Annotated in this window: 24 protein-coding genes and 3 pseudogenes; 21 read left to right on the top strand and 6 right to left on the bottom strand. The window is 67.2% G+C overall.

The annotated features are described in order from the left end of the window. Positions 1–11 precede the first annotated feature (11 nt). The 4 genes from AC1Q6V_RS15420 to AC1Q6V_RS15405 are packed head-to-tail and all read left to right on the top strand — an operon-like array spanning position 12 to position 3987. Entirely contained in the window at positions 12–929 is a 918-nt protein-coding gene (locus AC1Q6V_RS15420; RefSeq protein WP_454750151.1) for an NAD(P)-dependent oxidoreductase, read from the top strand. Positions 930–965: 36 nt separating this feature from the next. Then, positions 966–2120: an ABC transporter substrate-binding protein gene (locus AC1Q6V_RS15415; protein ID WP_010808945.1), complete on the top strand. Its 1155-nt coding sequence runs from the start codon at positions 966–968 to the stop codon at positions 2118–2120. Positions 2121–2149: 29 nt separating this feature from the next. Continuing rightward, positions 2150–3037, top strand: a complete 888-nt coding sequence (locus AC1Q6V_RS15410; RefSeq protein WP_010808944.1) for a branched-chain amino acid ABC transporter permease — start codon at positions 2150–2152, stop codon at positions 3035–3037. A 2-nt stretch (positions 3038–3039) separates the two neighbouring features. After that, positions 3040–3987 carry a branched-chain amino acid ABC transporter permease gene (locus AC1Q6V_RS15405; RefSeq protein ID WP_454750150.1) on the top strand — a complete coding sequence of 316 codons (948 nt, stop codon included), beginning with the start codon at positions 3040–3042 and terminating at the stop codon, positions 3985–3987. A 13-nt stretch (positions 3988–4000) separates the two neighbouring features. Here AC1Q6V_RS15405 and AC1Q6V_RS15400 read toward each other — a convergent pair. Continuing rightward, positions 4001–5049, bottom strand: a pseudogene (locus AC1Q6V_RS15400) (RNA-guided endonuclease InsQ/TnpB family protein). Positions 5050–5138: 89 nt separating this feature from the next. Here AC1Q6V_RS15400 and AC1Q6V_RS15395 point away from each other — a divergent pair. The 6 genes from AC1Q6V_RS15395 to AC1Q6V_RS15370 all read left to right on the top strand — a co-directional run bounded on the left by AC1Q6V_RS15395 (position 5139) and on the right by AC1Q6V_RS15370 (position 11616). Continuing rightward, positions 5139–5945, top strand: coding sequence for an ABC transporter ATP-binding protein (locus tag AC1Q6V_RS15395; protein WP_011614952.1), 807 nt, complete (start codon positions 5139–5141; stop codon positions 5943–5945). A 2-nt stretch (positions 5946–5947) separates the two neighbouring features. After that, positions 5948–6667, top strand: a complete 720-nt coding sequence (locus AC1Q6V_RS15390) for an ABC transporter ATP-binding protein (protein WP_010808940.1) — start codon at positions 5948–5950, stop codon at positions 6665–6667. Then, entirely contained in the window at positions 6660–7100 is a 441-nt protein-coding gene (locus tag AC1Q6V_RS15385; protein ID WP_454750149.1) for a nuclear transport factor 2 family protein, read from the top strand. Before AC1Q6V_RS15390 ends, AC1Q6V_RS15385 begins: the two co-directional genes overlap by 8 nt. 23 nt (positions 7101–7123) lie before the next feature. Then, complete coding sequence (locus AC1Q6V_RS15380; protein WP_176844228.1) at positions 7124–7288, top strand: YciI family protein; 165 nt, start codon at positions 7124–7126, stop codon at positions 7286–7288. 147 nt (positions 7289–7435) lie between these two features. After that, the gene (locus AC1Q6V_RS15375; protein WP_037024349.1) at positions 7436–10843 is read left to right on the top strand and encodes a bifunctional diguanylate cyclase/phosphodiesterase; all 3408 of its coding nucleotides are present in this window, start codon (positions 7436–7438) and stop codon (positions 10841–10843) included. Positions 10844–10896: 53 nt separating this feature from the next. Then, a complete protein-coding gene (locus tag AC1Q6V_RS15370; protein WP_439671541.1) occupies positions 10897–11616 on the top strand; it encodes a glycine-rich domain-containing protein in 720 nt (239 codons plus the stop codon). A 127-nt stretch (positions 11617–11743) separates the two neighbouring features. Here AC1Q6V_RS15370 and AC1Q6V_RS15365 read toward each other — a convergent pair whose 3' ends face one another. Then, entirely contained in the window at positions 11744–12040 is a 297-nt protein-coding gene (locus tag AC1Q6V_RS15365; RefSeq protein WP_439671542.1) for a hypothetical protein, read from the bottom strand. Between the two features lie 200 nt (positions 12041–12240). Here AC1Q6V_RS15365 and AC1Q6V_RS15360 point away from each other — a divergent pair, with 200 nt between their 5' ends. Next, entirely contained in the window at positions 12241–15744 is a 3504-nt protein-coding gene (locus AC1Q6V_RS15360) for a pyruvate carboxylase (RefSeq protein WP_058696920.1), read from the top strand. An 85-nt stretch (positions 15745–15829) separates the two neighbouring features. On the opposite strand, the gene AC1Q6V_RS15355 is transcribed toward AC1Q6V_RS15360, so the two are convergent. Next, the gene (locus AC1Q6V_RS15355) at positions 15830–16177 is read right to left on the bottom strand and encodes a hypothetical protein (protein WP_010808933.1); all 348 of its coding nucleotides are present in this window, start codon (positions 16175–16177) and stop codon (positions 15830–15832) included. 293 nt (positions 16178–16470) lie between these two features. Here AC1Q6V_RS15355 and AC1Q6V_RS15350 point away from each other — a divergent pair, with 293 nt between their 5' ends. The 5 genes and pseudogenes from AC1Q6V_RS15350 (at position 16471) to AC1Q6V_RS15330 (ending at position 19863) form a co-directional block, all read left to right on the top strand. Beyond that, positions 16471–18201 carry a SulP family inorganic anion transporter gene (locus AC1Q6V_RS15350; RefSeq protein WP_010808932.1) on the top strand — a complete coding sequence of 577 codons (1731 nt, stop codon included), beginning with the start codon at positions 16471–16473 and terminating at the stop codon, positions 18199–18201. Between the two features lie 145 nt (positions 18202–18346). Then, positions 18347–18439: pseudogene (locus AC1Q6V_RS15345) on the top strand (hypothetical protein); the annotation flags it as partial. After that, a pseudogene (locus AC1Q6V_RS15340) lies at positions 18412–18927 on the top strand (phosphotransferase); the annotation flags it as partial. The pseudogenes AC1Q6V_RS15345 and AC1Q6V_RS15340, both read left to right, overlap by 28 nt. A 196-nt stretch (positions 18928–19123) precedes the next feature. Continuing rightward, on the top strand, positions 19124–19378 hold the full coding sequence (locus AC1Q6V_RS15335; protein WP_010808930.1) for a hypothetical protein: 255 nt from the start codon (positions 19124–19126) through the stop codon (positions 19376–19378). 83 nt (positions 19379–19461) lie between these two features. Next, positions 19462–19863, top strand: coding sequence for a hypothetical protein (locus tag AC1Q6V_RS15330; protein WP_010808929.1), 402 nt, complete (start codon positions 19462–19464; stop codon positions 19861–19863). On the opposite strand, the gene ppk2 is transcribed toward AC1Q6V_RS15330, so the two are convergent. Further along, on the bottom strand, positions 19864–20748 hold the full coding sequence (ppk2, locus tag AC1Q6V_RS15325) for a polyphosphate kinase 2 (RefSeq protein WP_010808928.1): 885 nt from the start codon (positions 20746–20748) through the stop codon (positions 19864–19866). 340 nt (positions 20749–21088) lie between these two features. Here ppk2 and AC1Q6V_RS15320 point away from each other — a divergent pair, with 340 nt between their 5' ends. The 3 genes from AC1Q6V_RS15320 to AC1Q6V_RS15310 are packed head-to-tail and all read left to right on the top strand — an operon-like array spanning position 21089 to position 23813. Beyond that, a complete protein-coding gene (locus tag AC1Q6V_RS15320) occupies positions 21089–22510 on the top strand; it encodes a DUF3300 domain-containing protein (RefSeq protein WP_010808927.1) in 1422 nt (473 codons plus the stop codon). A 20-nt stretch (positions 22511–22530) separates the two neighbouring features. After that, complete coding sequence (locus AC1Q6V_RS15315; RefSeq protein WP_454750148.1) at positions 22531–23448, top strand: DUF2950 domain-containing protein; 918 nt, start codon at positions 22531–22533, stop codon at positions 23446–23448. Then, the gene (locus tag AC1Q6V_RS15310; protein WP_018315177.1) at positions 23445–23813 is read left to right on the top strand and encodes a hypothetical protein; all 369 of its coding nucleotides are present in this window, start codon (positions 23445–23447) and stop codon (positions 23811–23813) included. Before AC1Q6V_RS15315 ends, AC1Q6V_RS15310 begins: the two co-directional genes overlap by 4 nt. 31 nt (positions 23814–23844) lie before the next feature. Here the strand turns inward: AC1Q6V_RS15310 and AC1Q6V_RS15305 are convergent, their stop codons facing one another. Beyond that, entirely contained in the window at positions 23845–24204 is a 360-nt protein-coding gene (locus AC1Q6V_RS15305) for a hypothetical protein (protein ID WP_454750147.1), read from the bottom strand. 339 nt (positions 24205–24543) lie between these two features. Here AC1Q6V_RS15305 and AC1Q6V_RS15300 point away from each other — a divergent pair, with 339 nt between their 5' ends. Further along, positions 24544–24744 carry a hypothetical protein gene (locus tag AC1Q6V_RS15300; RefSeq protein ID WP_439671549.1) on the top strand — a complete coding sequence of 67 codons (201 nt, stop codon included), beginning with the start codon at positions 24544–24546 and terminating at the stop codon, positions 24742–24744. After that, positions 24729–25430, top strand: coding sequence for a ShlB/FhaC/HecB family hemolysin secretion/activation protein (locus AC1Q6V_RS15295; protein ID WP_454750146.1), 702 nt, complete (start codon positions 24729–24731; stop codon positions 25428–25430). Before AC1Q6V_RS15300 ends, AC1Q6V_RS15295 begins: the two co-directional genes overlap by 16 nt. On the opposite strand, the gene AC1Q6V_RS15290 is transcribed toward AC1Q6V_RS15295, so the two are convergent. After that, a complete protein-coding gene (locus AC1Q6V_RS15290; protein WP_439671550.1) occupies positions 25324–26697 on the bottom strand; it encodes a tetratricopeptide repeat protein in 1374 nt (457 codons plus the stop codon). The genes AC1Q6V_RS15295 and AC1Q6V_RS15290 overlap by 107 nt on opposite strands. Positions 26698–26754: the final 57 nt, after the last annotated feature.

Below are 26754 nucleotides of genomic sequence, written 5' to 3'. Positions count from 1 at the left end.
GGGGGCGGGCCATGATCAACACAAGCAACGCGCACGCGGTGCAATCACCGCGGCTTGGATGGATCGGCGTTGGTGCCATGGGCCGACCGATGTGCCTGAACCTGCTGAAAGCCGGCTACCGGCTCACGGTCTTTGACCGCGTGCCGGCGCAGTGCGAGGCGGTGGCCGCTGCAGGGGCGGCAGTGGCGCCTGCCGCGCAGGCACTGGTGGCGGACTCGGATGTGGTGTTCTCAACGATCTTTGACGATGGCGGGCTGCGCGACCTGTTCCTGGCCTCCGGCGGCGTTGCCGGCGCCGCGACGGCGGACAAGGTCTTTGTCGACATGAGCACGGTCTCGCCCAATGCCTCGGCAGAGGTGGCTGCCGCGCTCGCGCGGCGCGGCGCCGCTTTTCTGCGCGCGCCGGTGTCGGGCACGGTATCGCTGGCGGCGAGCGCGCAGCTGAGCTGTTTCGTGTCCGGGCCGCAGCCGGCCTTCGACGCGGTGCAGCCCGTCCTCGCGTGCCTGACCGCGCGCCAGTCATACGTGGGCGGCGCGGACGAGGCCCGCGTCATCAAGCTGATGATCAACATGATGGTGTTCATGAGCACCGCGGTGATCGGCGAAGGGCTGGCCTTCGGCGCGCGCGCCGGGCTGGACCGCGCGCTGATGGTCGATGCGATCAACGACAGCATCGTCGGCAGCGCCCACTACCGCACCAAGGCAGAGCAGCTCAAGCAGCGCGACTACGCCGCCGTCGGCCCGATCTCGCTGGTGGTGAAGGACCTCGACCTGGCATTGGCGGTGGCCCGCGACAACGCGGTCGCGCTGCCGATGTCGTCGCTGGTGCGGCAATACCTGGCGCTGATGCAGCAGCGCCGGCAGGGCCATCTCGACATCGCCGCGCTGGCCGATGTGCTCGAGTGGGCAGGCGTGCCCGGCGCAGTGTAATCGGGCCAACCCGATACCTACAACAAGGACGGAGACATGAACCACAACCCGATCACCCGGGCGCCACGCGCCCTGTTTGCCGCCGCCGGGCTTGCCCTGGTCCTGGCGATGCCGCCGGTGCTGGCCCAGGGCAAGCCCGGCGCCGAACCGGTCCGCATCGGCGGCCTGTTCTCGATCACCGGCGGCCTTGCCGCCGTGGGCCAGGCCGAGCGCGAAGGCGCGCTGCTGGCGCAGAAGGTCGTCAACGCCCGTGGGGGAATTGGCGGACGGCCGCTGGAAATGATTGTCGAAGACGACGGCTCCAGCCCGGATTCCGCCGTCGCCAAGGCGAACGCGCTGCTCCATACACACAAGGTTCGCGCCATCGTCGGGCCATCGGGCATTGCCCAGACGGTTGCCATCGGCGGCATCACACAGGCGCAGAAGGTGCCACTGTTCTCGTTCTCGGGACTGGGGCCCGCGGTGGAGCGCGAACGCCATTGCGTGTTCCACCTGACGCCGTCGCAGGAGCTCAACGCGCGTGCCGTGCTGGCCTATGCGCGCGACAACGGCCTGAAGCGCGTCGGCGTGCTGCATGACTCGGGCTACGGGCAGGTGGTATGGACCAGCCTGAAGACGCTGGATCGCGAGTACGGCGTCAGCTTCATACAGGTGGAGAAGTTCGAGATCGCCGCCACCGATGTCACCACGCAGGCGGCCAAGATCAAGGCGGCCACGCCGGATGCCATCATCGTCATCTCGACCTCGCCCGCGCCGTTCCGCAACGTGCGCCAGCTGAAGGTCGGCGTTCCCATCATCTCCGTGCATGGCACGGCTACCTACGAGACCGTCAAGGCCATGGGCGAGGCCGCGGACAACATCATCCATCCCGAGTTCATCGTGTCCGAAGACCCGCTGCCGGGACAGAAGGAATTCGTCGAGGCCTTCCGCAAGGAGTACGGCAAGCTGCCCAAGCATTTCTCGGCGGTGGGCTGGGATGCGGTCATGGCCTTGGCCGCGGGCCTGAAGGCGGCCGGTGCCGATGCGCCGGGCGACAAGCTGTGCAGCGCGTTGCGCCGGCCTTACCAGGGCGTCACCAGCGGCTACGACTTCGCCGCGCCCGACATGGGCGGCATGACGCTGGCCGGCTTCACGTACTCGAAGCTGCAGAAGGGCCGGTTCGAGCGGCTGCCCTACAAGGCCAAACCATAGCCTGCGACGCTCGCGGGAAAGGAGCTGGTATGTCCACTACCCTCGTATTCCAGGCGATCCTGTCCGGGATCACCAATGGCTTCGTCTACGCGCTGATCGGCGTGGGCATGGCCATCATCTTCAAGGGCACGCGTATCGTCAATGCGATGCAGGGCGAGTTCGCGGTGATCGGCGCGCTGGTGGCGGTGTTCGCGCTGAAGGCGCTGGGCCTGCCATATGCGTTGGCGATTGCCGGCGGCATTGCCGCCGGTGCCGTCAGCGGCCTGGCCATCGACGTGCTGTTCGTGCGGCCGATGCTGCGCCGCGGCGCCGGCGAAGAGAGCTTCCTGCTGCTGACCATTGGCCTGGCCTTTGCGCTGTCGGCCGCGGCGCTCTACTTCGGCGGCCGGGATTCGCACCTGCTGCCGGCGCTCGGCGGGGAGGGGGTGGTGGAGCTGTTCGGCGCTACCACGCCCGTGCATGCGCTGGCGCTGACCGGCATTGCGGTGCTGCTGGTCGGTGCGCTGCGCCTGTTCTACACCAGGACCCTGGCGGGCCTGGCCATGACCGCTGCCTCGCTCGATCCGGATGGCGCCACCACCACCGGCATCAACGTGCGCCGCATGCGCACGTACACGTTCCTGCTCGGCGGCGGGTTCGGCGCGATCGCCGGCGTGCTCGTCACGCCGCTGCTGTCGATGAACTACCAGATGGGCATCGGCCTCACGCTGAAGGGCTTTGCCGCGGCCATTCTCGGCGGCCTGGGCAATCCGCTCGGGGCCGTGGCGGGAGGCCTGCTGCTCGGCCTGGCGGAATCGCTGGCGGTGGTGGGTTTCCCGTCTGGCTATCGCGACGTGATCGCGCTGTCGATCCTGATCGTCATCATGATTCTGCTGCCCAACGGCGTGCTGGGCCGGGCCGGGCGCAAGGGAGGATAACCATGAACCCGTCACGCGCGTTCATCCTGGCTGGCGTGTTGCTGTGGGTGGCGGCCGGGCAGCTGCTGTCGCGGCACCACGTCGACCTGCTCAACTTCGCCGCCATCCTGGCCGTGGGCGGCCTTGGCGTGGGCCTGCTGCTGGGGCAGTGCGGCATCGTCAATCTGGCGCAGGCCTCGTTCTACGGCATCGGCGCATACGCCTCGGCGTACTGCACCACGGCGCTGGGCTGGCCGGCGTTGGCCGGTGCGGCCGCCGGACTCGTCATTAGCGCCGCACTGGCTGCGGCCATCGGCGTGCCGGTGCTGCGCCTGGGCGGCTTCTTCCTGGCGCTGGCGACGCTGGCGGTGGGAAGCATCGCCAGCGTGCTGTTCTTCGAGTGGGACTGGCTGACCGGCGGCACGCTGGGAATCGGCGGTATTCCCAAGCTGTCCTGGTTCGGCTATGTGCTGGACACCCCGGAGCGCTACTACTACTTCGTCTGGCCGCTGCTCGCGGTGCTGCTGTGGCTGGTCGACAACCTGGTCAAGGGCCGCCCGGGCCTGGCCATGCGGGCGATGCGCGATGCCGCGCCGGCGGCGCAGGTGCTGGGCGTGGACATGCACCGGCTGAAGACCTCGATGTTCGTGCTGTCGGCCATGCTGGGCTCGCTGGCCGGGACCTTGTTTGCCCACTATGTGTCGTTCGTCAGCGTGCAGAGCTTTACGGTGGAGCGCTCCATCGTGTTTCTGCTGGTGCCGGTGGTGGCGGGTGCCCGCTCCACCTATGGCGTGATCCTTGGTGCGCTGTTCGTCTCGCTCGTGCCGGAACTGCTGAGCGGGCTGGGGGATTTCCACCAGGTGCTGTTCGGCGCGGTGCTGGTGCTGGTGGTCACGCTGATGCCCGGCGGGATGACGGGCGGCATCGCTGGTGCGCTGCAGCGCATGCGCGGACTGAAGGAGGCAAGTTGACATCCTCCCCTCCCTAAAGGGAGGAGTTTCCCTCTGCAGGCGATCGATGTCCCGATCGGGCAAGGACATTTAGCGCAGCGTTCACATCGCGATCATGTACAGCACCGCATCCACTGCATACCCACTGCCTTATTCCAAGGTCTGCGATACCTTTCGGCCTCTCCGGCGGCATCGCGTCGCACGAAGAACAAACCTGGGTGGTGAAACGTTCGTCGACTTCCTCGTACCACGCGCCATGCACAATCGCCTTGTACGCGAGCATTGTGCGGAAGGACGACCAGCCCGCATCGAGGACGGACTTCGCCACGCTGGTCTTGGCGAGGCCGGCGGCGTTCACATTCCCCACCGCGATGTAGTCGAAGTCCCGCACGATGCGATGCGAGAGCTTGTGCAGAAAGTCACGCCGCCCATTTTTGATGCGCGCGTCGAGGTTCGTGGCCTGTCGTTTCTTGCGCGCACGCTGCGCCTTGGCCAGCGCTTGCTCGAGTCGGCCAAGGTGGCGCGGATTCTCGACCTTTTCGCCGGTGGACAGCGTGGCAAGGTCCTTCAAGCCAAGATCGATGCCGACGCCGCGTTCCGGGGGCCGGGCCTGGGTGTCGGCAACTTCAATCACGATGTTCAGGAACCAATTGCCTCGCGCATCGCGGGAGAAATTGGTGCCGTCCTTGATCTTGCCCTCGGGAAGGGGGCGGGAGCTGAACACGCGAAACGTGTTGCCGGCAAAGCGGAATCCGTCGCCCGAGCGCTTGAGATCCCGGCCCTTGTGCGGTACCCAACCGAGCGACTTGCGGCCGCGATAGCGCAGGTACGGCCGGCGGTGCTGGCTACGCGACTTGGCGTACTGCTCGCAAACCGCGTTGATTGTGCCGAATGGATACGGAGTTCCTTGCTGCTGCCGGTCGTCAGCACGTTCAGATCGAAACCCGTGGGCCACTTCTTGCCCCATTTGAGCGCGTGCTTCTGCGTGTCATTGCAGAAGTTCCAGACGTAGTTCACCGCGCGGCTCTGCTGATTGAGCAGGCCGTTCAGCGACTTCACCCGGTAGCGATAGACCAGAGGCATGCCGGTCATTCTAATTTGGGATTGCTTGCTGCCGGCAGCACTCCTTTCACTCCCCGCCCTGAAGGGCGAGGTTTTTCGGAGCAAGTCTGATGAACCATCCCGTTCCTGCTTTTGGCACGGCGCCACAAGCCGTGCGCCCGGCGCAGGCATTACTGCGCCTCGACGCGGTCGCGCACAGCTTCGGCGGGCTGGAGGTGCTGCGCAATGTCAGCTTCGACGTGCCGGCCGGCCATATCGTCGGCCTGATCGGTCCGAACGGCAGCGGCAAGACCACCTGCTTCAATATCGTCTCCGGCTTTCTGCGCCCGAAGGGGGGCAAGGTGTCGCTGGCGGGGCGGGACATCACCGCCGACACCGTCCAGCAGCGCAGCCGCGCCGGCCTGGTGCGCACCTTCCAGACGCCACAGGTGTTCGAGCACATGACCGTGCTCGAGAACCTGATGGCAGGCTGCCACAAGGCCACCCACGCTGGCGTGCTGCAGGCGATGCTGCGCACGCCGGCGTCGCGCCGCGAGCTGGCGGCCATGCACGACGCCGCGCTGGCATGCGCCGGCAAATTCGGGCTGGAGCGCTTGCTGCAGCACCGGGCCGGCACCCTCCCGGCGGGCCAGCGGCGCATCGTCGAACTGGCGCGTGCCTGCATCGGCAATCCGGAACTGCTGTTGCTGGACGAGCCGTCGTCGGGGCTGAACAGCGAAGAGATCGAACTGCTGCGCGCATGGATCGTGCGCCTGCACCAGGAGGGCATGACCATCCTGCTGGTCTCGCACGACATGGGGCTGATGACGATCTGCGGTACGGCCCATGTCCTCTATTACGGTGAAATCATCGCCAGCGGGGCGCTGCACGAGGTGCAGGCCGATCCGCGCGTGCGTGAAGCCTATCTGGGAGTCTGATCATGCTGAACGTGAAAGGCCTGCGCGCCGGTTACGGCGCGGTGCCGGTGCTGCACGATGTCGACATGACGGTCGCGCCGGGCGAGGCGGTGGCGGTGGTGGGCGCCAACGGCGCCGGCAAGACCGCGCTGGTGCGCACGCTGGCCGGCCTGATCCGGCCGATGGCCGGCAGCATCGTCAAGGACGGGGCGGAGATCGGCCATGTCCCCGGGCATCGCCGCTTCAGGCATGGCATCGGCGTAGTGCTGGAAAACCGCAACCTGTTTGCCGAGCTGTCGGTGCGCGACAACCTGCGCCTGGCCGAGCAGGCCGGCAAGCGCGCCCGCGGCGGCGCGCTGCGCTACACCTATGACGATGTATGCGATCTGTTTGCGCTGCTGCGCGAACGTGCCGACAGCGCGGTCGGGCTGCTGTCCGGGGGGCAGCAGCAGATGGTGGCGATCGCGCGCGCGCTGTTGCTCCAGCCCGACCTGCTGATCATGGATGAACTCACCACCGGCCTGGCGCCCCGCATCGTCAAGGAGATCCTGGCGGTGCTGAACCAGCTGCGCGCGCGCGGGCTGAGCATCTTGCTGGTCGAACAAAGCGTGGCGATCGCCGCGGACATGACGGATCGCGCCTACGTGCTGTCAGTGGGGCGCGTGATCCATGAAGTCCGGCGCGGCGAATGGCAGGCGCTGCTGAACGACAAGACCCTGGTGAAGGCTTACCTTCATGGCTGACCTGGAGACCACGACGATGGCATTGGGCGAAGCCGCGGACCTTGCCGCACTCACGCAAGCCGATCAGGCGCGCTATCGCGCCATGCTGTCCGGCGACCTGGCTGCGCTCGATGCCCTGCTGGCCGACGAGCTTTCCTATACGCACTCCTCGGCATTGCGCGAGAGCAAGGCGGAGTACCTTGGCTCGATCCGCAGCGGGCGGGTGCGCTACCTGCAAGCGAGCCTGGCGGAGGTGGGGCAGGCGGTCTACGGCGACATGGCCGTGATGCAGGGCAAGGCCCTGCTCAGGGCCGTGGTCGACGGGACGGAGCGCACGCTCGACAACCGCTTTCTCAGCGTGTGGAGGCGCCATCAGGGCGCGTGGCAGATGCTGGCCTGGGCCTCGACGCCGATGCCGGCCGCGAGCGCGCCGCCCGTGCCCGTAGCCTCTTGACGGCAGCATGCGGAGCAGCACCGATGGACCCGGACGACACGTACGTCATCATCCATTGCCCGGACCATGCCGACGCGCTGCCGCGCCGGCTGGCAAGCCATGACGCGCACCGCAGCGCGACACTTGCCACCCTGGGGCTGAACCTGAATGTTCATGTCCATATCTCGCAGAACTGCCACCCCACTTAAGTTGGGGGTTTGCGCCGCGAAAATCAGGGCCCGTTTTTCCCCGCTTGTTATAGATTGTTAAGACATATAAGAGCGTGGGTTTCGCATGGAACCCCAGCCAATAAGTGCACTATTAGCATCAGTCGTTGGTGACGGCCGTTCAGCCGCATGGTTGCCATCGACATCCGGGGGGAAACAATCTTGCGCCAGACGCTTGCGCGCGCGCTGCGCCCGCTTGGACGCCTTGGGTCGCGCACCATCACCGCGGGCACCTTGCTGCTTGGCGTGATGACGACGGCTGTCGTCTATGCGTTCTGCACCGACCTGCTTGAGAAGGACGTCCGCCTGCGTTTTGAGAACGATACCGGCGACGTGATCCAGCAGATCGATACACGGATCCGCCTCTATACCGATGTTCTGGTGACCATGCAGGCGCTGTTCGGCGCCAGCGACCATGTCTCGCGCGGCGAGTTTCGCGATTTCGTCAGCGGCTTGAACCTGCCGCAGCGCTATCCCGGTTTCCAGACGCTGAACTACGCGCCCTACGTGCCGGCGGCCGAGATCGACGCCTTTGTCGCCCGGCAGCGCAGCGATCCGATCCTGCGCGAGGCCGGCGTGACGTTCAACGTCCGCCCTCCCGGCCAGCGGCCGGGGCATTTCGTGCTGACCTATGTCGAACCGCTCGCCCTCAACCTGGCGTCGATCGGCATCGACATGGGCGCCGAGCCACGCCGCCTGGCCGCGCTGGAACGCGCGCGCGATACCGGGCAGCCAGTCAGCAGCGGGCGCCTGATCTTCAGCGAGGCAAAGAACCCGCATGTGGGCATCGCGCTGCGCCTGCCGGTGTACCGCAAGGTGCCCGACCTGGATTCCGTGGAAGCGCGCCGGCGCGCCTATGTCGGCTCGGTTGGCGCGGGGATCCGGGTGGACGACCTGCTGAAGGACCTGGTCAGCAATGAGAACCTGCGCCGGATCCGGTTCCGCGTGCATGATGCCGGAGACTTCGCGCAGGCGGCGGTTCCGCTCTCTGCAGCCAACCTGCTCTATGACAGCGTGACCGGCCTGGCGGCCAGGGAACGCAGCCGGGTTGCTGGCGGCAGCACCGTCCACGCCAGTGCCGCGCATGGCGCGACCGCACTGGCGGACGCCCAGGCGGCCCCGGGCCAGCATGACCTGGCCAAGAGCGTGGTGCGGAATTTCGGCGGACGGCGCTGGGTGATTGCGTTTGCTGCCGATGCCAAGGCCATCAGTGGTCCGCAGCGCTACCTGCCGGGGCTGGTGGTGATTTCCGGCCTGATCATCAGCGTGCTGCTGGGGTGGCTGGCCTACGCGTTGTCGAGTTCGCGCGCGCGCGCCGTGGCCGTGGCCGACCAGATGACGCACAGCCTGCGCGACAGCCAGGCCGCGCTTGCCGAGGCGCAGCAGATTGCCCACCTGGGCGACTGGCGCATCGACCTGGACCAGGACATCGCGCACTTTTCCCAGGAAATGGCGCGCCTGCTAGGCTTGCGCGGCGACAAGCCGACTCCGGAAGCGCTGTTCCAGGCGATCGACGCCGGCCATCGCGCCGTGCTGCGGGAAAGGATGCGGACAGCCCTGCAGGATCGCCAGCCGTTCGAGTTCGAGTGCCCGTACCGGTCGCGGCGCGGACGCCGGGGCTGGCTGCACCTGATCGGCCACGCGCATGGAGCGGCGGACAGCGCAGTGCTGCGGGGCACCGCGCAGGACATCAGCCAGCGCAGGTCCGCCGAGCAGGCCAGGACGCAGGAACACCAGATTGCCCTGCACCTGGCCACCGCCACCAGCGAGATCGAGGTGTTGGAGGGGATTGTCCACACGCTGCTCGAAGGCATGGACTGGGAGGCCGGTGCCTTCTGGCCGGGCGATGACAGCCAGGGGCTGAAGCTGCCGCCGGTCTATCTGGCCCGCGTCAAGACGCTGCAGCCGTGGCTCGCCGAGCGCCCTGCAGGGCCGGCCGGCGCCGCGGTCTTGCCGGCGCCGCAATGGTATGCAAGCCGCAGCGCGATGGCCCGGCATCCGCAAGCCAGGTGGCTCGACGCGGGCGGTATCCGGACGGTGTTCGCCTTCCCGCTGAGCCGGGGCCACGTGAGCCTCGGCGTGGTCGAACTCTATTCCCGCAGCAAGCGCAGCCCCGATACGCATGCGCTCGCGATGGCGAGCGGCATTGCCAATCAGACCGGGCACTTCCTGCTGCGGCGCCAGGCCGAGGAAAACCTGCGCTTCATCGCCAATCACGATGCCCTTACCGGGCTGCCCAACCGCCTCATGTTCAAGGCCGAGTTCGAGCAGGCGCTGACCCGTGCCCGCGCCAGCGGCCAGGCCCTGCATGTCATTTTCGTGGACCTGGACGAATTCAAGGTCGTGAACGACACCATCGGCCACAATGCCGGCGACATCGTGCTGCGCGAGATGGCCGACCGGTTGCGCGGCAGCCTGGAGGAGGTGGAGCTGATCACCCGCTTCGGCGGCGATGAATTCGTCGTGCTGCTGGACCCCAAGGGCGATTCGACGATCCTGGACCGGACCATTGCCCGGATCCAGGCTGCGCTCGCGCCAGGCTTCGTCGTCAACGAGTCGGAACTGCGCATGACGGCAAGCATCGGCATCAGTTCCTTCCCCGAGGACGGCAGCGACTGGCAGACCCTGCTCAAGCATGCCGACCTGGCCATGTATGGTGCCAAGCAGCTCGGCAAGAACGGCTACCAGTTCTACTGCCGCGGCATGAGCGCGTCGCTGCAGCGGCGCATCGACATGGAGTCGCACCTGCACCGCGCGCTCGAGCAGGACGAATTCATCCTCTACTACCAGCCGCGCATTGCGCTCGCGTCGGGAGCGTGCACGGCGGTCGAGGCACTGATCCGCTGGCGCCACCCGGAACTCGGCCTGGTCATGCCCGGAGATTTCATTCCCTTCGCGGAGCAGAGCGGCGCCATTGTCGAGATCGGTGCCTGGGCCCTGCGCGAAGCGTGCCGGCAGAATGCCGCATGGCGCGCGCAGGGACTGCCGCCGGTGCGTGTTTCAGTCAATCTTTCGGCACGGCAGTTCGCCGACAAGTCGCTCAGGCTGACCATCATCGATGCCCTGCGGCAAGCCGGGCTGCCCGGCAACCTGCTGGAGCTTGAACTCACCGAGAGCATGGTCATGCGCGATGCCGAACAGGCGTCCAGCTGGCTCTCGCGCCTGAAGCGCACCGGTGTCCGGCTGGCGATCGACGACTTCGGCACTGGCTACTCCTCGCTCGCCTATCTGAGCCGCTTCCCGATCGATACGGTCAAGATCGACGGCAGCTTCGTCCGCTACATACCGGAAAGCCGCAGCGACACGCAGATTACCAGCGCGGTGATCGGCCTTGGCCACCGGCTTGGCCTCGAAGTGGTCGCCGAAGGCGTGGAAAACGAGGTGCAACTCGAGTTCCTGCGCCGCGAAGGCTGCGACGAAGTGCAGGGCTACTACTTCAGCCATCCGCTGCCGCCGGCGAAGATCACTGCCTTCCTGGCCAGCCGCATGGAGAACGGTCCCGCTCTCGAGCATGGACCGCAACCGATGCGCGCCTGACTGCCCGTCAGTCCGGTGCGTGCTTAAGCAGTCCAATAACAGGGAGCTAGATCATGCAGGACCGTACTATTGAAATCATGTGGCAGGCCATCGACGCCCTGGACTTTTCCAGGATGAAGGCCAAGCTGCTGCATCAGAAGCATGCGCATTGGTCGCCGGAATCGCTGGAGCAGGCGGAGAGCGGCTACCGGCAATTCCTCAAGCTGGCGGCGAAGCATCCGGACACGCCCGCCGTCCCCAGCGAGCAGGTGGATGCCTTCTGGCATGCCCACATCCTGGACACCAGGCGCTATGCGAGCGATTGCGAGCGCATCTTCGGCTATGTCCTTCACCATGACCCCTACGTTGGCATCGACGGTCCGGAGGACGAGGCCCGCCTCCTGCAAATGGCCGCTGCGAGCGATGCGCTGAGCATGCGCGAATTCGGCAGCCCGCTGACGTCTGCCGCATATTGTGCCCGGGCAGCGGCCGACGAGCCCGCGTACTGCGCACGCATTGCCAGGACGGAGGCACCGGCGTACTGCGCGCGCATGGCCAAGGTGGAAGAGGCCGCGTACTGCGCACGCATGGCCAAGGCGGAAGAGGCCGCGTACTGTGCACGCATCGCCAGGACGGACGAACCTGCGTACTGCGCGCGCATGGCCAGGGCGGAAGAGCCCGCGTATTGCGCACGTATCGCCAGGGCGGAAGAGCCGGCGTACTGCGCCCGCATTGCCACGGCCGGCGCCCCCGCATACTGCGCACTGGCTTCGCCCCAGGCCGCGGCCTGCTGAAGGCCTGCATTCGTGGCCGGGCGGGCGTCGTCAGCCTGGCCACGTTGCCCACGCCGGCCCTCCCGGTTGCCGCGAGGCACAGGTGCTGCATCGCGCATTGGCCGCGGCACCCATGAAATGAAAAATTTCATTTCTGAAATTCGTTAAGCCAGCCTCGGAAGAAAATCTTCTGCCAAATCAAAGGGATGGTGCCTGAACCGGCCGTGGCCCGGTTCTTGCGGCAGCAGGACGGGACGGGCGCGTATTTCATCGTGCCTGCAAACCTGCCGTCGCCCTGCATCGCGCTGCGTCGTGGGCAGGCGAACCTGGTCTTGATGAGGAAGGCACCACGATGTACTACGGAAGAATCGGAGCCCGCGCGCACAGCCGCGAGCTTGCCGGGGACGGCGATCAGCCACTTGCCGGCCAGAACCGAAGCGAGCATGGCGATCGGGACCAGCAGTCGCCAAAGCGGGCCAACTGGGCGTGGGCCGCTGCATCGGCGCACTATGACTGGATGGACTCGCACGTCCCATTTGCCCAATACGATTAGCAGCCCGGGCAAGCCTTGCGCCCGTGCTGCATCCCCGATCACCTGATCCTGCCGTGGCGGTTGCGCGCGGCTGGTTCGCTTCCCTGCATCCCATGGACTACGCCCCTATCCGCTCCCTGCTGATTGCCAACCGTTCCGAGATCGCGATCCGCGTGATGCGCGCGGCCGCCGAGATGAACGTGCGCACGGTGGCAATCTATTCGAAGGAAGACCGGCTCGCGCTCCATCGCTTCAAGGCCGATGAGAGCTACCTGGTCGGCGAGGGCAAGAAGCCACTGGCGGCTTACCTCGACATCGACGATATCCTGCGCATTGCCAGGCAGGCGAAGGTCGACGCCATTCATCCGGGCTATGGCTTCCTTTCAGAGAACCCGGACTTCGCGCAGGCCGTGATCGACGCGGGTATCCGCTGGATCGGCCCGTCGCCCGAGGTCATGCGCAAGCTTGGCAACAAGGTGGCGGCGCGCAACGCGGCGATCGACGCGGGCGTGCCGGTGATGCCGGCAACCGATCCGCTGCCGCATGACCTGGACACGTGCAAGCGCCTCGCCGCCGGCATCGGCTATCCGCTGATGCTCAAGGCAAGCTGGGGCGGCGGCGGACGCGGCATGCGGGTCCTGGAAAGCGAGCAGGACCTTGAGGGGGCGCTCGCCGCGGCGCGGCGCGAGGCGCTGGCTGCGTTCGGCAACGACGAGGTGTATGTCGAGAAGCTGGTGCGCAACGCGCGCCATGTCGAAGTGCAGGTGCTCGGCGACACGCACGGCAACCTCGTGCATCTCTATGAGCGCGACTGTACCGTGCAGCGGCGCAACCAGAAGGTGGTGGAGCGGGCGCCCGCGCCATACCTCGACGATGCCGGCCGGGCCGCGCTGTGCGAATCGGCCCTGCGGCTGATGCGCGCGGTCGGCTACACGCATGCCGGTACGGTCGAGTTCCTGATGGATGCCGACTCCGGCCAGTTCTACTTCATCGAGGTCAATCCGCGCATCCAGGTCGAGCACACGGTCACGGAGATGGTCACCGGGATCGATATCGTCAAGGCGCAGATCCGCGTGACCGAAGGCGGCCATCTCGGCATGACCGAGAACACGCGCAATGAGAACGGCGAGATCGTCGTGCGCGCCGCGGGCGTGCCGGTGCAGGAAGCGATTTCGCTCAACGGTCACGCGCTGCAATGCCGGATCACCACCGAGGACCCGGAGAACGGCTTCCTGCCGGACTACGGCCGCCTCACCGCCTACCGCAGCGCGGCCGGCTTCGGCGTGCGCCTGGACGCCGGCACCGCCTACGGCGGCGCGGTGATCACGCCGTACTACGATTCCCTGCTGGTCAAGGTCACCACCTGGGCGCCGACCGCGCCCGAATCGATCCGGCGCATGGACCGCGCGCTGCGCGAGTTCCGCATCCGCGGCGTCGCGTCCAACCTGCAGTTCCTCGAGAACGTCATCAACCATCCCGCGTTCCGGTCCGGCGACGTCACCACGCGCTTTATCGACCTGACGCCGGAACTGCTGGCGTTCACCAAGCGCCTGGACCGCGCCACCAAGCTGCTGCGCTACCTGGGCGAGGTCAGCGTCAACGGGCACCCGGAGATGAGCGGCCGCACACTGCCATCGCTGCCGCTGCCCGCACCGGTGCTGCCCGCCTTCGACACCAGCGGCGCGCTGCCCTACGGTACGCGCGACCGGCTGCGCGAGCTGGGCGCGGAGAAGTTCTCGCGCTGGATGCTGGAGCAGAAGCAGGTGCTGCTGACCGATACCACCATGCGCGACGCGCACCAGTCGCTGTTCGCCACGCGCATGCGCACCGCCGACATGCTGCCGATCGCGCCGTTCTATGCGCGCGAACTGTCGCAGCTGTTCTCGCTGGAGTGCTGGGGCGGCGCCACCTTCGACGTGGCGCTGCGCTTCCTCAAGGAAGACCCGTGGCAGCGCCTTGAGCAACTGCGCGAGCGCGTGCCCAACGTGCTGTTCCAGATGCTGCTGCGCGGCTCCAACGCGGTTGGCTACACCAATTATGCGGACAACGTGGTGCGTTTCTTCGTGCGCCAGGCGGCCAGCGCCGGCGTTGATGTGTTCCGCGTGTTCGATTCACTGAACTGGGTGCGCAACATGCGCGTGGCGATCGATGCTGTCGGCGAGAGCGGCGCGCTGTGCGAAGGCGCGATCTGCTATACCGGCGACCTGTTCGACAAGTCGCGCGCCAAATACGACCTGAAGTACTACGTAGGCATCGCGCGCGAGCTGAAGCAGGCCGGCGTGCACGTGCTGGGCATCAAGGACATGGCCGGCATCTGCCGTCCGCAGGCCGCGGCGGCACTGGTCAGGGCGCTCAAGGAAGAGACCGGGCTGCCGGTGCATTTCCATACCCACGATACCAGCGGCATCTCGGCCGCTTCGGCGCTGGCCGCGATCGAGGCCGGCTGCGATGCGGTCGACGGCGCGCTCGACGCCATGAGCGGGCTGACCTCGCAACCCAACCTGTCGAGCATCGCCGCGGCCCTGGCCGGCAGCGAGCGTGATCCCGGCCTCAGCCTGGAGCGCCTGCACGAGGCGTCGATGTACTGGGAAGGGGTGCGCCGCTACTACGCGCCGTTCGAATCCGAAATCCGCGCCGGCACCGCCGACGTGTACCGCCACGAGATGCCCGGCGGCCAGTACACCAACCTGCGCGAGCAGGCGCGCTCGCTCGGCATCGAGCATCGCTGGACCGAGGTGTCGCGGGCCTATGCCGAGGTCAACCAGATGTTTGGCGACATCGTCAAGGTGACGCCGACGTCCAAGGTGGTCGGCGACCTGGCCTTGATGATGGTGGCCAACGACCTGAGCGCCGCCGATGTGTGCGATCCCGCCAGGGAGACTGCCTTCCCTGAATCGGTGGTGTCGCTGTTCAAGGGCGAGCTGGGCTTTCCGCCGGACGGCTTCCCCGCGGAACTGTCGCGCAAGGTGCTGCGCGGCGAGCCGCCCGTGCCGTACCGGCCCGGCGACCAGATCCCGCCGGTCGACCTCGACGCGGCGCGCGCCGCGGCCGAAGCGGCGTGCGAGCAGCCGCTCGACGACCGCCAGCTGGCTTCGTACCTGATGTACCCGAAGCAGGCCGGCGAGTACCACGCGCATGTGCGCAACTACAGCGACACCTCGGTGGTACCCACGCCGGCATACCTGTACGGCCTGCAGCCGCAGGAAGAAGTGGCGATCGACATCGCTGCCGGCAAGACCCTGCTGGTCTCGCTGCAAGGCACGCACCCCGATGCCGAAGAGGGTGTCATCAAGGTCCAGTTCGAGCTGAACGGGCAGTCGCGCACCACGCTGGTCGAGCAGCGCAGCACGACGCAAGCGGCGGCAGCGCGCCATAGCCGTCCGGTTGCCGAACCCGACAATCCGCTGCATGTCGCCGCGCCCATGCCGGGCTCGATCGTGACGGTGGCGGTGCAGCCGGGGCAGCGCGTGGCCGCGGGCACGACGCTGCTGGCGCTGGAGGCGATGAAGATGGAAACCCATATCGCGGCGGAGCGGGACTGCGAGATCGCCGCAGTCCATGTTCAGCAGGGGGATCGCGTGGCGGCGAAGGATCTGCTGATCGAACTGAAGGGCTGACGTTGGCCGGCAGGGCGCAGGCTCCGATTTGCATCCTGCAGCGAACCGTCCGCCACTTCCACCACGCCGTTCAGACAGATCCCGGCTACGTGCAATTGTCGCGGTACGCCTGCTGCAGTTGCTTGCGCGTCTTGTCGCGTTCGATCTTGGGGATGGTCCGGCCCTGCGCGTTCTGCGTGCCCGGGGCGGAATGGTACGAACGCCTTTTTGATGTGGCGTTGTACTGCTCCTTCAGCTCCTCGCACTTCGCGCGTGCGGCCTCTTCGGGATCCTGGGTGGCGGCCGACGGGGGGCGATAGGGATTGGTCCCGCCCTGAACGGCATCCGATATGGCGCTCGCGGCACCCTCGGTCGATGCGCGCTGCGCCAGCGCCGCCGAGGCGCAGCCCAGTGCCACCAGGCCGGCTACCAGGCATCTCTTGGATATCGGCATCGTTCTCTCCCCGGTGATGGATAACGGGCATGCCCGCCAGACAACCATCATATGTGCCCGTCGCGGGATTGTCAGAAACTGATGGTTGTCGACAGCGCGGAGACCTGCGCAGGCAGCGTGGCAGCACGAGGAGGTGTTGCGATGCAGCATCGGAGCGGCTCGCGGGAGCCTCGGCCTGGTGCCGCCAGCGCAATCCAAAATCCCTTTTTTCTTTGCTTCGATGCACATTTGTCGAAGCGCGACCTCCTATAGTCGATGCATACTCCTTGCCTGCCCAGGGCATAACTCGACCCATGCAGCCCCAGAACCTGACCCCCGCCGCGCAGCGCGAAGTCGACAAGGCACCCGGATGGTTGCGCTGGCTCCCGGGACTGCTGGTGTTGAAGAACTATCAGCCGGCCTGGCTGCCGAAAGACCTCGCCGCCGGTCTGGTGCTCACGACCATGCTGGTGCCGGTCGGCATCGCCTACGCCGAGGCCTCCGGCGTGCCCGGTGTCTACGGGCTCTATGCCACCATGGTCCCGCTGCTGGTGTATGCCCTGCTTGGCCCGAGCCGGATCCTCGTGCTGGGGCCGGATTCGGCGCTGGCGGCGCCAATCCTGGCGGTGGTGTTGCAGGTCTCCGGCGGCGATCCGGGGCGCGCGGTCATGGTGGCCAGCATGATGGCGATCGTGTCGGGCGTGGTCTGCATCGTGATGGGGCTGTTGCGGCTGGGGTTCATTACCGAATTGCTGTCCAAGCCGATCCGCTACGGCTACATGAACGGGATCGCGCTCACCGTGCTGGTCAGCCAGTTGCCCAAGCTGTTCGCCATCTCGATCGAAGACGCCGGCCCGCTGCGGGAGATGATCAGCCTCGGCCGGGCGATCCTGGGCGGCGAGACCAACTGGTACAGCTTTGCGGTCGGCGCGGGCAGCCTGGTGCTGATCCTGTTGCTGAAGCGCTTCGAGCGCGTGCCCGGCATCCTGATTGCCGTGATCGTCGCGACGGTGGCCGTCAGCATGTTCGATCTCGACCAGAACGGGGTGAAAGTGCTGGGCAAGACCCCGCAAGGGCTGCCGGGCTTTGTCGTGCCCTGGGTCAGTGGCGCGGACCTGGTTGCGATCCTGCTGGGCGGCATTGCCGTCGCGCTGATCTCGTTCGCGGATACCAGCGTGCTGTCGCGCACCTTTGCCGCGCGCACCAACACCCGGGTCGACCCGAACCAGGAGATGGTCGGCCTGGGCGCCGCCAACCTGGCCGCGGGATTCTTCCAGGGCTTTCCGATCAGCAGCAGCGCGTCCCGTACGCCGGTGGCCGAAGCCGCGGGCGCGAAGACCCAGCTCACCGGAGTCGTGGGCGCACTGGCCGTGGCGCTGCTGCTGATGTTCGCGCCCAACCTGCTGCAGTACCTGCCAAACAGCGCACTGGCCGCGGTGGTGATCGCGGCGGCCATAGGCCTGTTCGAGTTCGCCGACCTGAAGCGCATCTACCGTATCCAGCAGTGGGAGTTCTGGCTGTCGATGGTCTGCTTTGCCGCGGTTGCCGTGTTCGGGGCGATCCCGGGGATCATCCTGGCCGTGGTCCTTGCAGTGATCGAATTCCTTTGGGACGGCTGGCGGCCACACTATGCCGTGCTCGGCCGTGTCGAAGGCCTGCGCGGCTACCACGACACCAAGCGCTACCCGGATGCCGAGCGCATCGACGGGCTGCTGCTGTTCCGCTGGGATGCGCCGCTGTTCTTCGCCAATGCCGAGCTGTTCCAGGCGCGGCTGATGGAAGCGATCGACGAATCGCCGACACCCGTGCGCAGGGTGGTGGTGGCGGCCGAACCGGTGACCAGCGTCGACGTCACCTCGGCCGACATGCTGCGTGAACTGAGCGGCATCCTGCGCGAGCGCGGCATCGCGCTGCATTTTGCCGAGATGAAGGACCCGGTGCGCGACAAGCTCAAGCGCTTCGAGCTGATGGAAGCGATCGGCGACAAGAACTTCCACCCCACGGTGGGCAGTGCGGTGGATGACTACGTCGACAAGCCAGCCTGAACCGTTACGGTCCAGGCTGGTTGCGCCGCGCGCCGGCTACTCCAGCCGGAACCCGGTCTGCTTGATGGCGAGCGCCCATTTCTTCTGCTCTGCCGCCATGAACGTCGCAAACTGGTCCGGAGAGCTCTGGCTGGCCGGTTCATAGCGACCTGCTGCCCTTCTTGCCGGCGTCGCCGGCCTGCAGGCCATTGCGACCGCCAAGCGGCTGGGCGCGGTGATCGAGGCCTCCGACTGGCGGCGCTGGCAGAGTGGCTGCCGCAGTACGTCCCGGACGCGGAGCAGACCAGCGTGGTACATGGCGACTACCGCATGGACAACCTCGTCTTCCATCCCACCGAGCCCCGCGTCATCGGCGTGCTCGACTGGGAGCTGTCCACGCTCGGCCACCCGCTGGCGGACCTGGCCTACCACTGCATGAGCTGGCATATCCCGGCCGACCTGTGGCGCGGTATCGGCGGGCTCGACCTGCAGGCGCTGGGCATTCCCGACGAGGCGACCTACCTGCGCTGGTACGGCGAGGCCAACGGCACGCACGCGCTCGAGCACTGGGACTTCTATCTTGCCTACAACTTCTTCCGGCTCGCGGCGATCATGCACGGCATCGGGCAGCGAGCCAGGAGCGGCAACGCCGCCGCGGCGGATGCCGTGGAGACAGGCAGGAAGGCGGCGCCGCTGGCCGAACTGGGGTGGCAATTCGCGATGCGCTACCGCGCGGCAGGGCGCTAGCGTCGGCGCACGGTCCGGCGCCAGCCGGATCGAAGCCGCCGCAGGTGACGGAATCTGCCCTGGGCTCCTTATCGGGAATCAAAGTTTGCCTTCCGATCCGGCCTGGCTTAAAGATAGGAAGGGGAGATGGGCCCGCGGATTCAAGGGCCGCATCGGAACCGGGCTGTCTGGCATCCCGAGCCTTCAGGAGACGTCAATGAGTGTGCTGATGCTTGTGAATATCGATACGGCGACAACCGACGAGGAAATCCAGGAGTTCATCGGTCGTTACGGCTTCCCGGCCTGCGATGAGATCGAGCGCGTTCCGGGAGACGGCACTCGCCCGGCGGTGTCGCTGCATTTCAATTCGGTCGATGGGGCCGCGCTGCGGCTGCTGCAGCCGCGCATCAACCACCTGTTCTGGAAGCAGCGCAAGGTGGACGCGATGGTGCTGACCGAGCGCTTCGAATAGGCCGCTGCCGCGGCTGGCGGGCATGTGGGTCCGGTGCTTCCGCGCTTGCCCGATTGGGGGCGTGCCATGGCGGAGGAGGCAAGATGAACAGGCGATACACGATCCTGCACGCGCTGGCATGCAGTGCCGCAATGCTGGCGGGTGCAATGTCGGCGGGGCCGGCCGTTGCCTATTTTGACCACTACCTGGGCGGCACCATCGTCGGCACGCTTACCCAGGACCAGCTCACAGCGTTGACGGCTGTCTTCCGCAGGACCCTGGAGCAGGGCGCCGACGGCGCCCGCATGACGTTCAGGCTGCCGCCCGACACGCGCGAGCGGCAGGTCGAAGGTTCCTTCACGCCATTGCAGTCCCGGCGCGACCATGGCGACCGCTGCCGGCAACTGCGCAGTGAATTCCGCCGGGCCGGCGAAACCGAAGCCTGGACCGGGTGGTACTGCAAGGAGAAGGACGGCAACTGGAGGTCGCGCAAGCTGCCGAAGTAGCTAGTACCGGTCTTCGACGTACCGATAGGGATAGTCGGGCTCCCGGTATCCGCCCGCCTTCTGCCTGGCAGGCAGCTTGACCGGCTTGCGTTCGATCGCCTGGTACGGGATCTGTGCCAGCAGGTGCGTGATGATGTTCAGGCGCGCCCGGCGCTTGTCATTGGAATTGGCCACATGCCATGGGGCATAGTCGGTATCGGATGCGGCAAACATGGCGTCGCGCGCGCGTGAATAGTCGTACCAGCGGCTGTAGGAGCGCAAGTCCATGTCAGTGAGCTTCCAGACCTTGCGGCCGTCCTTGATGCGTCCCTGCAGGCGGCGGGTCTGCTCCTCCGGGCTGACCTCGAGCCAGTACTTGATCAGGATGATGCCGGAATGCACGATGGCGCGTTCGACCAGCGGGACGGCGCGCAGAAACTCGTCGGCCTGCGCTTCGGTGCAGAATCCCATCACGCGTTCGACGCCGGCGCGGTTGTACCAGCTCCGGTCGAAGATGACGATCTCTCCCGCGGCGGGCAGGTGCGGCAGGTAGCGCTGCACGTACATCTGGCTCTTTTCGCGGTCGGTCGGCGCGGGCAGGGCGACCACGCGGAAAATGCGCGGGCTGACGCGTTCCGTGATGGCCTTGATAGCGCCGCCCTTGCCGGCACCGTCGCGCCCTTCGAACACCACGCAGACCTTGCTGCCGCTGGCCTGCACCCATTGCTGCAGCTTGACCAGCTCGACATGAAGGGTGAAGAGCGCCTTCTGGTATTCCTTCTCCGACATGCGCTCGCGCTGCTGCTGGTCCGGCTTTTCGTCGAGGCTGTCAGCCGGGCCTGGTTCGCGCGGCGGCTCCGCCTGGCTCCCGTTGCCGCCGTGGCGCTTCCCTTTTCGCTTGGCCATGATCTTCCTCCACTGACGTACCGGTGCCTTGAGGGTCCGGTCATGCACCTTCAAACCTGGGGGTACCGCTTGCATGCGCGCTGGCGGCTCGTTTCTACGATAGGAACAAAATCGGGGGAAATCCTCATGCCGATCCGTTTTCCTGTCGCAACCCTTGCCGGGCGGCGACCGGAATTCGGTTGAATTTCAATGTCTTCCGTACTACCTTCGTAGCGCGTATGGAGCAATATCCGCTCTGTATGCCGGCTGGCAATGGCGCGCGGCAGGGGAACATCCTCCAGCCCGGCGCGCTGCCCCAGTACGCCTCGGATGGCTCCGTCACCGGCTGCGAGGAGGGAACATGGCCTTTCTGGTCAGGCGGCTGCTCAGGTCCGGCTGCGCATGGCTGTTTGTCGCGCTGGTGGCGGGAGCGGGCGGCGCCGCTGCCCAAGACTTACAGAACCCGCCACCCACCTTCAAGCCCGAGGAGCTTGAGGCGCTGGTCGCGCCGATCGCGCTCTATCCCGATTCCGTGTTGTCGCAGGTGCTGATGGCCTCCACCTATCCGCTGGAGATCGTGCACGCGGCGCGCTGGGTCAAGGCCAATCCCAAGGTCAAGGGCGACGCCGCAGTCAAGGCCGTGGCCGACCAGCCCTGGGATGTCAGCGTGAAGTCGCTGGTGGCCTTCCCGCAGGTGCTTGAGCCGATGAACGACAAGCTCGACTGGACGCAGAAGCTGGGCGATGCCTTCCTGGCCCAGGAGAAAGACGTGCTGGCCGCGGTCCAGCGGCTGCGCAACAAGGCCCAGCAATCCGGCAACCTCAAGACCACCGAACAGCAGAAGGTCATTGTCGAGCCCGCGACCACGGCGGCGCCAGGCGTGCAGACCGTGGTGCGCATCGAACCGGCCGACCCGCAGGTCATCTACGTCCCGGCCTACAACCCCACCGTGGTCTACGGCTCCTGGGGTTATCCGTCCTACCCGCCGTACTACTGGCCGCCTTATCCCGCCTACTACCCGGGCGCCGCGCTGGCCACGGGCTTTGCCTGGGGCATCGGGCTGGCCGCCGCCGGGGCGATCTTCGGCAACTGCAACTGGGGCGGCGGCGACGTGAACATCAATGTCAACCGGGCCACCAATATCGACCGCAACTTTGACCGCACCAAGGTACAGGCGGGCGGGCGCTGGCAGCATGACGCCAGTCACCGCCAGGGCGTGGCCTACCGCGACAACGCCACCCGCGAGAAATTCTCGCGCGATGTGCCAGGCGGGGACCGGCGCAATGAGTTCCGCGGTCGCGAGGGCGGTGCCGGCGTGTCCGACCGCGCGGCGCGCGACCGGGCAGGCGGGCAGGAGCGGCCGGGTGCCGGGGATCGGGCCGGAGACCGGGCGGGTGATCGGGCGGGAGACCGGGTCGGTGATCGCGCTGGCGAACGGGGTGGTGATCGGGCCGGGGTCTCTGACCGGGCCGGAGTTTCCGATCGAGGCGGCGTATCTGACCGGGCCGGTGCATCGGACCGCGCGGGGGCCGCCGACCGGTCGCGGGGCGGCGGTGAACGGGCCACCACCGTAGCCGACCGCGGCGGCGGTGGCGGGCGGGACAACGCCTTCCAGGGCGTGGGCGGCGGCGCGGCGTCGCAGCGCGACTTTGATCGCGGACGCTCCAGCATGCAGTCGGCCGGAGGCCGCGCAGGCGGCGGCTTCAGCGGCGGCGGGGGCCGTGGTGGCGGCGGCTTCGGCGGCGGGGGCCGTGGCGGTGGCGGACGCGGTGGCAGGCGCTAGCGGACCAGGGAGCCTCGATCATGACGTCACCACTAAGCCTTGCCCGATCCCTGCCTGGCCGCCTGGCCTGCGCGCTGGCGCTTGCGCTCGCGCTGACCGTTGCCGGCATGCACGCCGCGCACGCGCAGAAGCCCTTCAAAACCCCCGAGGCCGCCATGAACGCCTTTGGCGAGGCGGTCGCCACCAGCGACGACGATGCCATGAAGGTGCTGCTGGGCGCCAGGTTCCACGACCTGATCCCGCCAGTCGGCGCCGACATCCGATACCGCTTTCTCGAGGCCTGGCGGATCTCGCATGCGGTCAAGCCAGAGGGCGACAGCCATGCCCGCATCGCCGTAGGCAATGACGGCTGGACCCTGCCAGTGCCGCTGGTGAAGACATCGAAGGGCTGGCAGTTCGATACGCGTGCCGGGGTCGACGAGATGCGCATACGCCGCATCGGCCGCAATGAACTCGCGGTGATCCAGGCCATGCTCGCGGTCTATGACGCCCAGCGCGAATACGCCCGGACCGACCATGACGGCGACGGCCTGCTGGCCTACGCGGGCAAGCTTGCGAGTACGCCGGGCAAGCAGGACGGGCTGTACTGGCCGACATCGGATGGCGCACCGCCCAGCCCGCTCGGGGCCGCGTTCCTCACGGCCGGCCAGCGCAACCCCGGGCTGGGCGGCTACTACGGCTATCACTACAAGCTGCTGACCGCGCAGGGCCCCAACGCACCCGGCGGCGCGTACAACTATGTCGTCAATGGCAAGCTGTTCGGCGGCTTCGCCGTGCTGGCCTGGCCGGTGCGGTATGGCGATACCGGCGTGAAGAGCTTCATGGTCAGCCACGATGGCCAGGTCTATGAGCGCGACCTGGGGCCCGACAGCGCCGGCAAGGCCGCGGCGACCAAGACCTTCGATCCCGGCCCTGGCTGGAGCAAGGTGACGCCATGAAGCATGGGCTCGGGCTCCTGGCGGGCGTCGCCGTGTTCGCCGCAGTGCCGGTGCTGACGGCATGCTATCCCTACCCTTACCCTGCCGAGGTGGTCCCGACCACCTACCCGGGGCTGCAGCCCAGCCGTTACGACCGCGCCTTTGCCGCGGCCGCCGGCGCCATGCGCGACCAGGGCGTGGCGATCAGCACCGAGGATGCCGTGGCCGGCACGGTGGAAGGAACCCGCAACAACCTGCCGGTGAGGGCCAGCGTGCGCCGCCAGGCCGACGGCACGGTGCGGGTGCAGTTCGACGGCACCGACCCGTCGGATCCGCGTCTGCTGGAGCGCATCTCGCGCAGCTACGACGCGCGCATGGGCCGCTGAGGCGCGCTGCGCCGCCGTTGCCGCCTACCAGTCAAGGCTGCGCGCGCGGAATGACCGGCGCCCCCGGCGCCGGACTGGCCGGGCGCTGCGGATACACCGACGTGCCGAAGGTGTTGCCCATGCGATGGCTGGTGGCCGCCTCGTTATAAAGGCCGAGCTGGTTCGAGGGCCGCTGCGCGATCGCCTCGGCCGCCAGTCCGCTGTCAGGCCGTGCCGGCCTGCCTGCGTTGGCAGGTTGCAGCTTCTGCGTCAGGCACGGGAACGAAGGCGCGCGCTCGCCGTTGACCTCGACCTCGACCTCGACGCAGGGCGCGGGTCCCGCAGCGGCGGCGGGTACCATGTCGACCAGTCCAAGCGCCGCAACGGCGCATAGCGTCAGCCAGGTCCGCATCCGATACCTCCTTCGTTGGCCGCCAGGCAGGACGCCGGCGAAGCCGCTGCAGTATAGCCAGCAGGCTGCGCTCGCGGGGACCATCCTCGCGCAGGGATTTGCCGTTGACTCTGTCCCCACGCCTCCCTCCTTCGTCCTCGATGAATCTTTTGTGACAAACGACAGGCGGCGCCAGTGCCGTCCGTCTAGGCACCGTGCGCAATGCTGACATGAGGGCACGCCATCATGTCCTGCGATCGGATGCGCGCCTGCCGTGCCCTTGGTCAGGGCGTTGCGGCAGGGGCGCGGCGGCAATCGATTCGAACAAGAAGCTTGAGTCAATCCAATGCATGACCCCGCGTGGGCCGCGTGCGCGTGGTCGGTGCCGAGTACAACTCGCCGCGGGAGGTGCGCGAGCAGGTGCCGGCGCTGGCGGAAGGCGTGGTGCCTGATTTCACGCAGGCGCAGACAGAGCTGACCGCGTTGAACCGTAGTGCCAAGCGCCAGGTGGTGGCGCTGGTGTGGCAGGGCGCGTGCCGGGCACCATGGACGTCGACCTGAAGGTCGACGACAGCAGTCCGTGGCGCGCCAGCGTTGGCCTGAACAACGACTACAGCGCCGATACGACGGAGCTGCGCGCCTTCGCCTCGCTGGGCCACGACAACCTCTGGCAGCTGGGCCATAGCGCCTCAGTGAGCTTCTTCGGCGCGCCACAGGATTTGAACCAGACCCAGGTGTGGTCCGGCTCCTATGTGGCGCCGATCCGCGGCAGCAACTGGAGCGTGGAGGCGTCGGGCTATCTTTCCGACAGCAACGTGGCCACGGTGAACGGCACCAGCGTGCTGGGCAAGGGCCACGCCGTCGGCCTGCGCGGCACCTATACCGTGCCGGACACCGGGGCATGGTGGCATACGCTGAGCCTGGGCGTGGACTTCAAGGACAACGAAGAGGTCACGCGCCTGGGCAATGCCGGCGACACCGTGCCGCTCAAGTACGCGCCGATCACGCTTGCCTATGCGGGCTTCACCCAGACCGAGCGCGGCCAGCTGGGCGTCATCTGCGCCCCGGAGTCGAGATCGTCAGCGCCACGCCGGACGGCGACCTGCACCTTGACGGCGATATCGACCTGTCGGGTTTCCGCTACGCCACCTTCGCCGCGACTGCCTCCCCCTGGCCGTCCGCCGCTTCGCGCTGGAGCGATGAAGCGCGCTGCACCAGCTTGCTCAGGCTGGGGTTCATCGGCTTGAGTTCCATGCGCTCGGCCGCCAGCGCGCAGGCCAGGTTGGCGCGTTGGCCTCGCAACGCCGCCTCGATCAGCGTCAGGTTGATGAGATCGCGCTGGGCATGGCTGCCGCCGAACCGATGCGCGATCTGGCGCACCGGCAGCAGCAGCTCGATGGCGTGGTCGTAGTCTTGCCGCGAGAAGGAGAGCAGGGCCTCGGTCACCGGCAGGCCGACCTCGCGGGTGATCATCGCGTTGGAGCCACTGCCACCTGCCGCAGCGCGCATGCCGGCAAGCAGGCCGGCCAGGGCGCTGTCGCGCCCGGCGCAGAGATAGGACATGGCGGCATGGGTATCGTTGAAGGCGTAGTAGCCTTCGGCGCCGCGTGCCTGCCAGGTGTCGGCGACTTCGTTCCAGCGCTCGCCCACGTCGATGCCGCGCAGGTGCAGGCGCCACAGCATGGCGCAGGCATCGATCAGCTCCAGCGCCACCGCGGAGTGGTTCTCGCGGATATGCGCGTCGTAGATGTCCAGCACCTGCCTGGTATGGCCGAGTTCGAGATGGAACAGCGCCAGGTGCCACCAGTTGTGCACGGCCATCATATTGTCCTGCGACCAGTCGGCGGCGCGCCCGCTCAGCCAGTCGATGCCTTCATCCTGGCGGCCCTGCATTTCCATCACGTGGGCGACCGCATGAATGGCCCAGGGATCGCGCGGGTTCAGTTCCAGGGCGAAGCGGCCGCGTTCCTCCGCTTGCTCGTACAAGTTCGTTTCCTCCAGGCCGAACGCATGCATGCCCAGGACGTAGCCGAAGCCGGGTACGCGCGTAGTCCAGTGGGGCAGCACCTGGGCGATGCGGTCGCGCAGCAGGGTGGACTGCCCGAGCAGGAAATCCCCGATATGGGCGATCTGCAGCGCCAGGCTGTCGCGCGGATAGTCGACCACGATGTCGCCGTATAGCTGGATCGAGCGCGCGAAGTGGCCATCCAGCCAGGCGCGTGCCGCCGCGATATGCCGGCGCTCGCGCTCGTTGGCGCTGGCGGACAGCGCTTCGCCTGCCTCGACGCTCTGCCTGAGCATCGGCTCCACGGTGCCATCGCCAGCCGTGATCATCATCCCCGCGCGCATGGCATGGCCCATCACGAAGCCCGGATCGTCGGCCAGGGCATGGTCGATCACCGTAAGCGGGTCGCCATAGTAGCCATGCAGCAATTCCAGGGCGGCTTCGAAGCGCTCCAGCGAGTTGGTGTTGGTGCTCGAGACCGAAACACCGCGCGAGTCAGTATGTGTCATGACGCAATCCTTCCAGTGTGACCGAGGCAGCCCTTGCCTCGATGGCAGCCCCTGTTC

This window comes from Cupriavidus sp. GW823-FHT07B10 (assembly GCF_058794355.1).
The sequence above is the reverse complement of the archived record's forward strand: the minus strand, read 5'-3'. Positions and strand labels throughout refer to the sequence as shown.

Excerpts from the sequence above, each read along its gene's own strand:
- AC1Q6V_RS15420 (WP_454750151.1), top strand. The coding sequence starts at position 12 with ATGATCAACACAAGCAACGCGCACGCGGTGCAATCACCGCGGCTTGGA.
- AC1Q6V_RS15415 (WP_010808945.1), top strand. The coding sequence starts at position 966 with ATGAACCACAACCCGATCACCCGGGCGCCACGCGCCCTGTTTGCCGCC.
- AC1Q6V_RS15410 (WP_010808944.1), top strand. The coding sequence starts at position 2,150 with ATGTCCACTACCCTCGTATTCCAGGCGATCCTGTCCGGGATCACCAAT.
- AC1Q6V_RS15405 (WP_454750150.1), top strand. The coding sequence starts at position 3,040 with ATGAACCCGTCACGCGCGTTCATCCTGGCTGGCGTGTTGCTGTGGGTG.
- AC1Q6V_RS15395 (WP_011614952.1), top strand. The coding sequence starts at position 5,139 with ATGAACCATCCCGTTCCTGCTTTTGGCACGGCGCCACAAGCCGTGCGC.
- AC1Q6V_RS15390 (WP_010808940.1), top strand. The coding sequence starts at position 5,948 with ATGCTGAACGTGAAAGGCCTGCGCGCCGGTTACGGCGCGGTGCCGGTG.
- AC1Q6V_RS15385 (WP_454750149.1), top strand. The coding sequence starts at position 6,660 with ATGGCTGACCTGGAGACCACGACGATGGCATTGGGCGAAGCCGCGGAC.
- AC1Q6V_RS15380 (WP_176844228.1), top strand. The coding sequence starts at position 7,124 with ATGGACCCGGACGACACGTACGTCATCATCCATTGCCCGGACCATGCC.
- AC1Q6V_RS15375 (WP_037024349.1), top strand. The coding sequence starts at position 7,436 with ATGGTTGCCATCGACATCCGGGGGGAAACAATCTTGCGCCAGACGCTT.
- AC1Q6V_RS15370 (WP_439671541.1), top strand. The coding sequence starts at position 10,897 with ATGCAGGACCGTACTATTGAAATCATGTGGCAGGCCATCGACGCCCTG.
- AC1Q6V_RS15365 (WP_439671542.1), bottom strand. The coding sequence starts at position 12,040 with ATGCTCGCTTCGGTTCTGGCCGGCAAGTGGCTGATCGCCGTCCCCGGC.
- AC1Q6V_RS15360 (WP_058696920.1), top strand. The coding sequence starts at position 12,241 with ATGGACTACGCCCCTATCCGCTCCCTGCTGATTGCCAACCGTTCCGAG.
- AC1Q6V_RS15355 (WP_010808933.1), bottom strand. The coding sequence starts at position 16,177 with ATGCCGATATCCAAGAGATGCCTGGTAGCCGGCCTGGTGGCACTGGGC.
- AC1Q6V_RS15350 (WP_010808932.1), top strand. The coding sequence starts at position 16,471 with ATGCAGCCCCAGAACCTGACCCCCGCCGCGCAGCGCGAAGTCGACAAG.
- AC1Q6V_RS15335 (WP_010808930.1), top strand. The coding sequence starts at position 19,124 with ATGAGTGTGCTGATGCTTGTGAATATCGATACGGCGACAACCGACGAG.
- AC1Q6V_RS15330 (WP_010808929.1), top strand. The coding sequence starts at position 19,462 with ATGAACAGGCGATACACGATCCTGCACGCGCTGGCATGCAGTGCCGCA.
- ppk2 (WP_010808928.1), bottom strand. The coding sequence starts at position 20,748 with ATGGCCAAGCGAAAAGGGAAGCGCCACGGCGGCAACGGGAGCCAGGCG.
- AC1Q6V_RS15320 (WP_010808927.1), top strand. The coding sequence starts at position 21,089 with ATGGCCTTTCTGGTCAGGCGGCTGCTCAGGTCCGGCTGCGCATGGCTG.
- AC1Q6V_RS15315 (WP_454750148.1), top strand. The coding sequence starts at position 22,531 with ATGACGTCACCACTAAGCCTTGCCCGATCCCTGCCTGGCCGCCTGGCC.
- AC1Q6V_RS15310 (WP_018315177.1), top strand. The coding sequence starts at position 23,445 with ATGAAGCATGGGCTCGGGCTCCTGGCGGGCGTCGCCGTGTTCGCCGCA.
- AC1Q6V_RS15305 (WP_454750147.1), bottom strand. The coding sequence starts at position 24,204 with ATGCGGACCTGGCTGACGCTATGCGCCGTTGCGGCGCTTGGACTGGTC.
- AC1Q6V_RS15295 (WP_454750146.1), top strand. The coding sequence starts at position 24,729 with ATGGACGTCGACCTGAAGGTCGACGACAGCAGTCCGTGGCGCGCCAGC.
- AC1Q6V_RS15290 (WP_439671550.1), bottom strand. The coding sequence starts at position 26,697 with ATGACACATACTGACTCGCGCGGTGTTTCGGTCTCGAGCACCAACACC.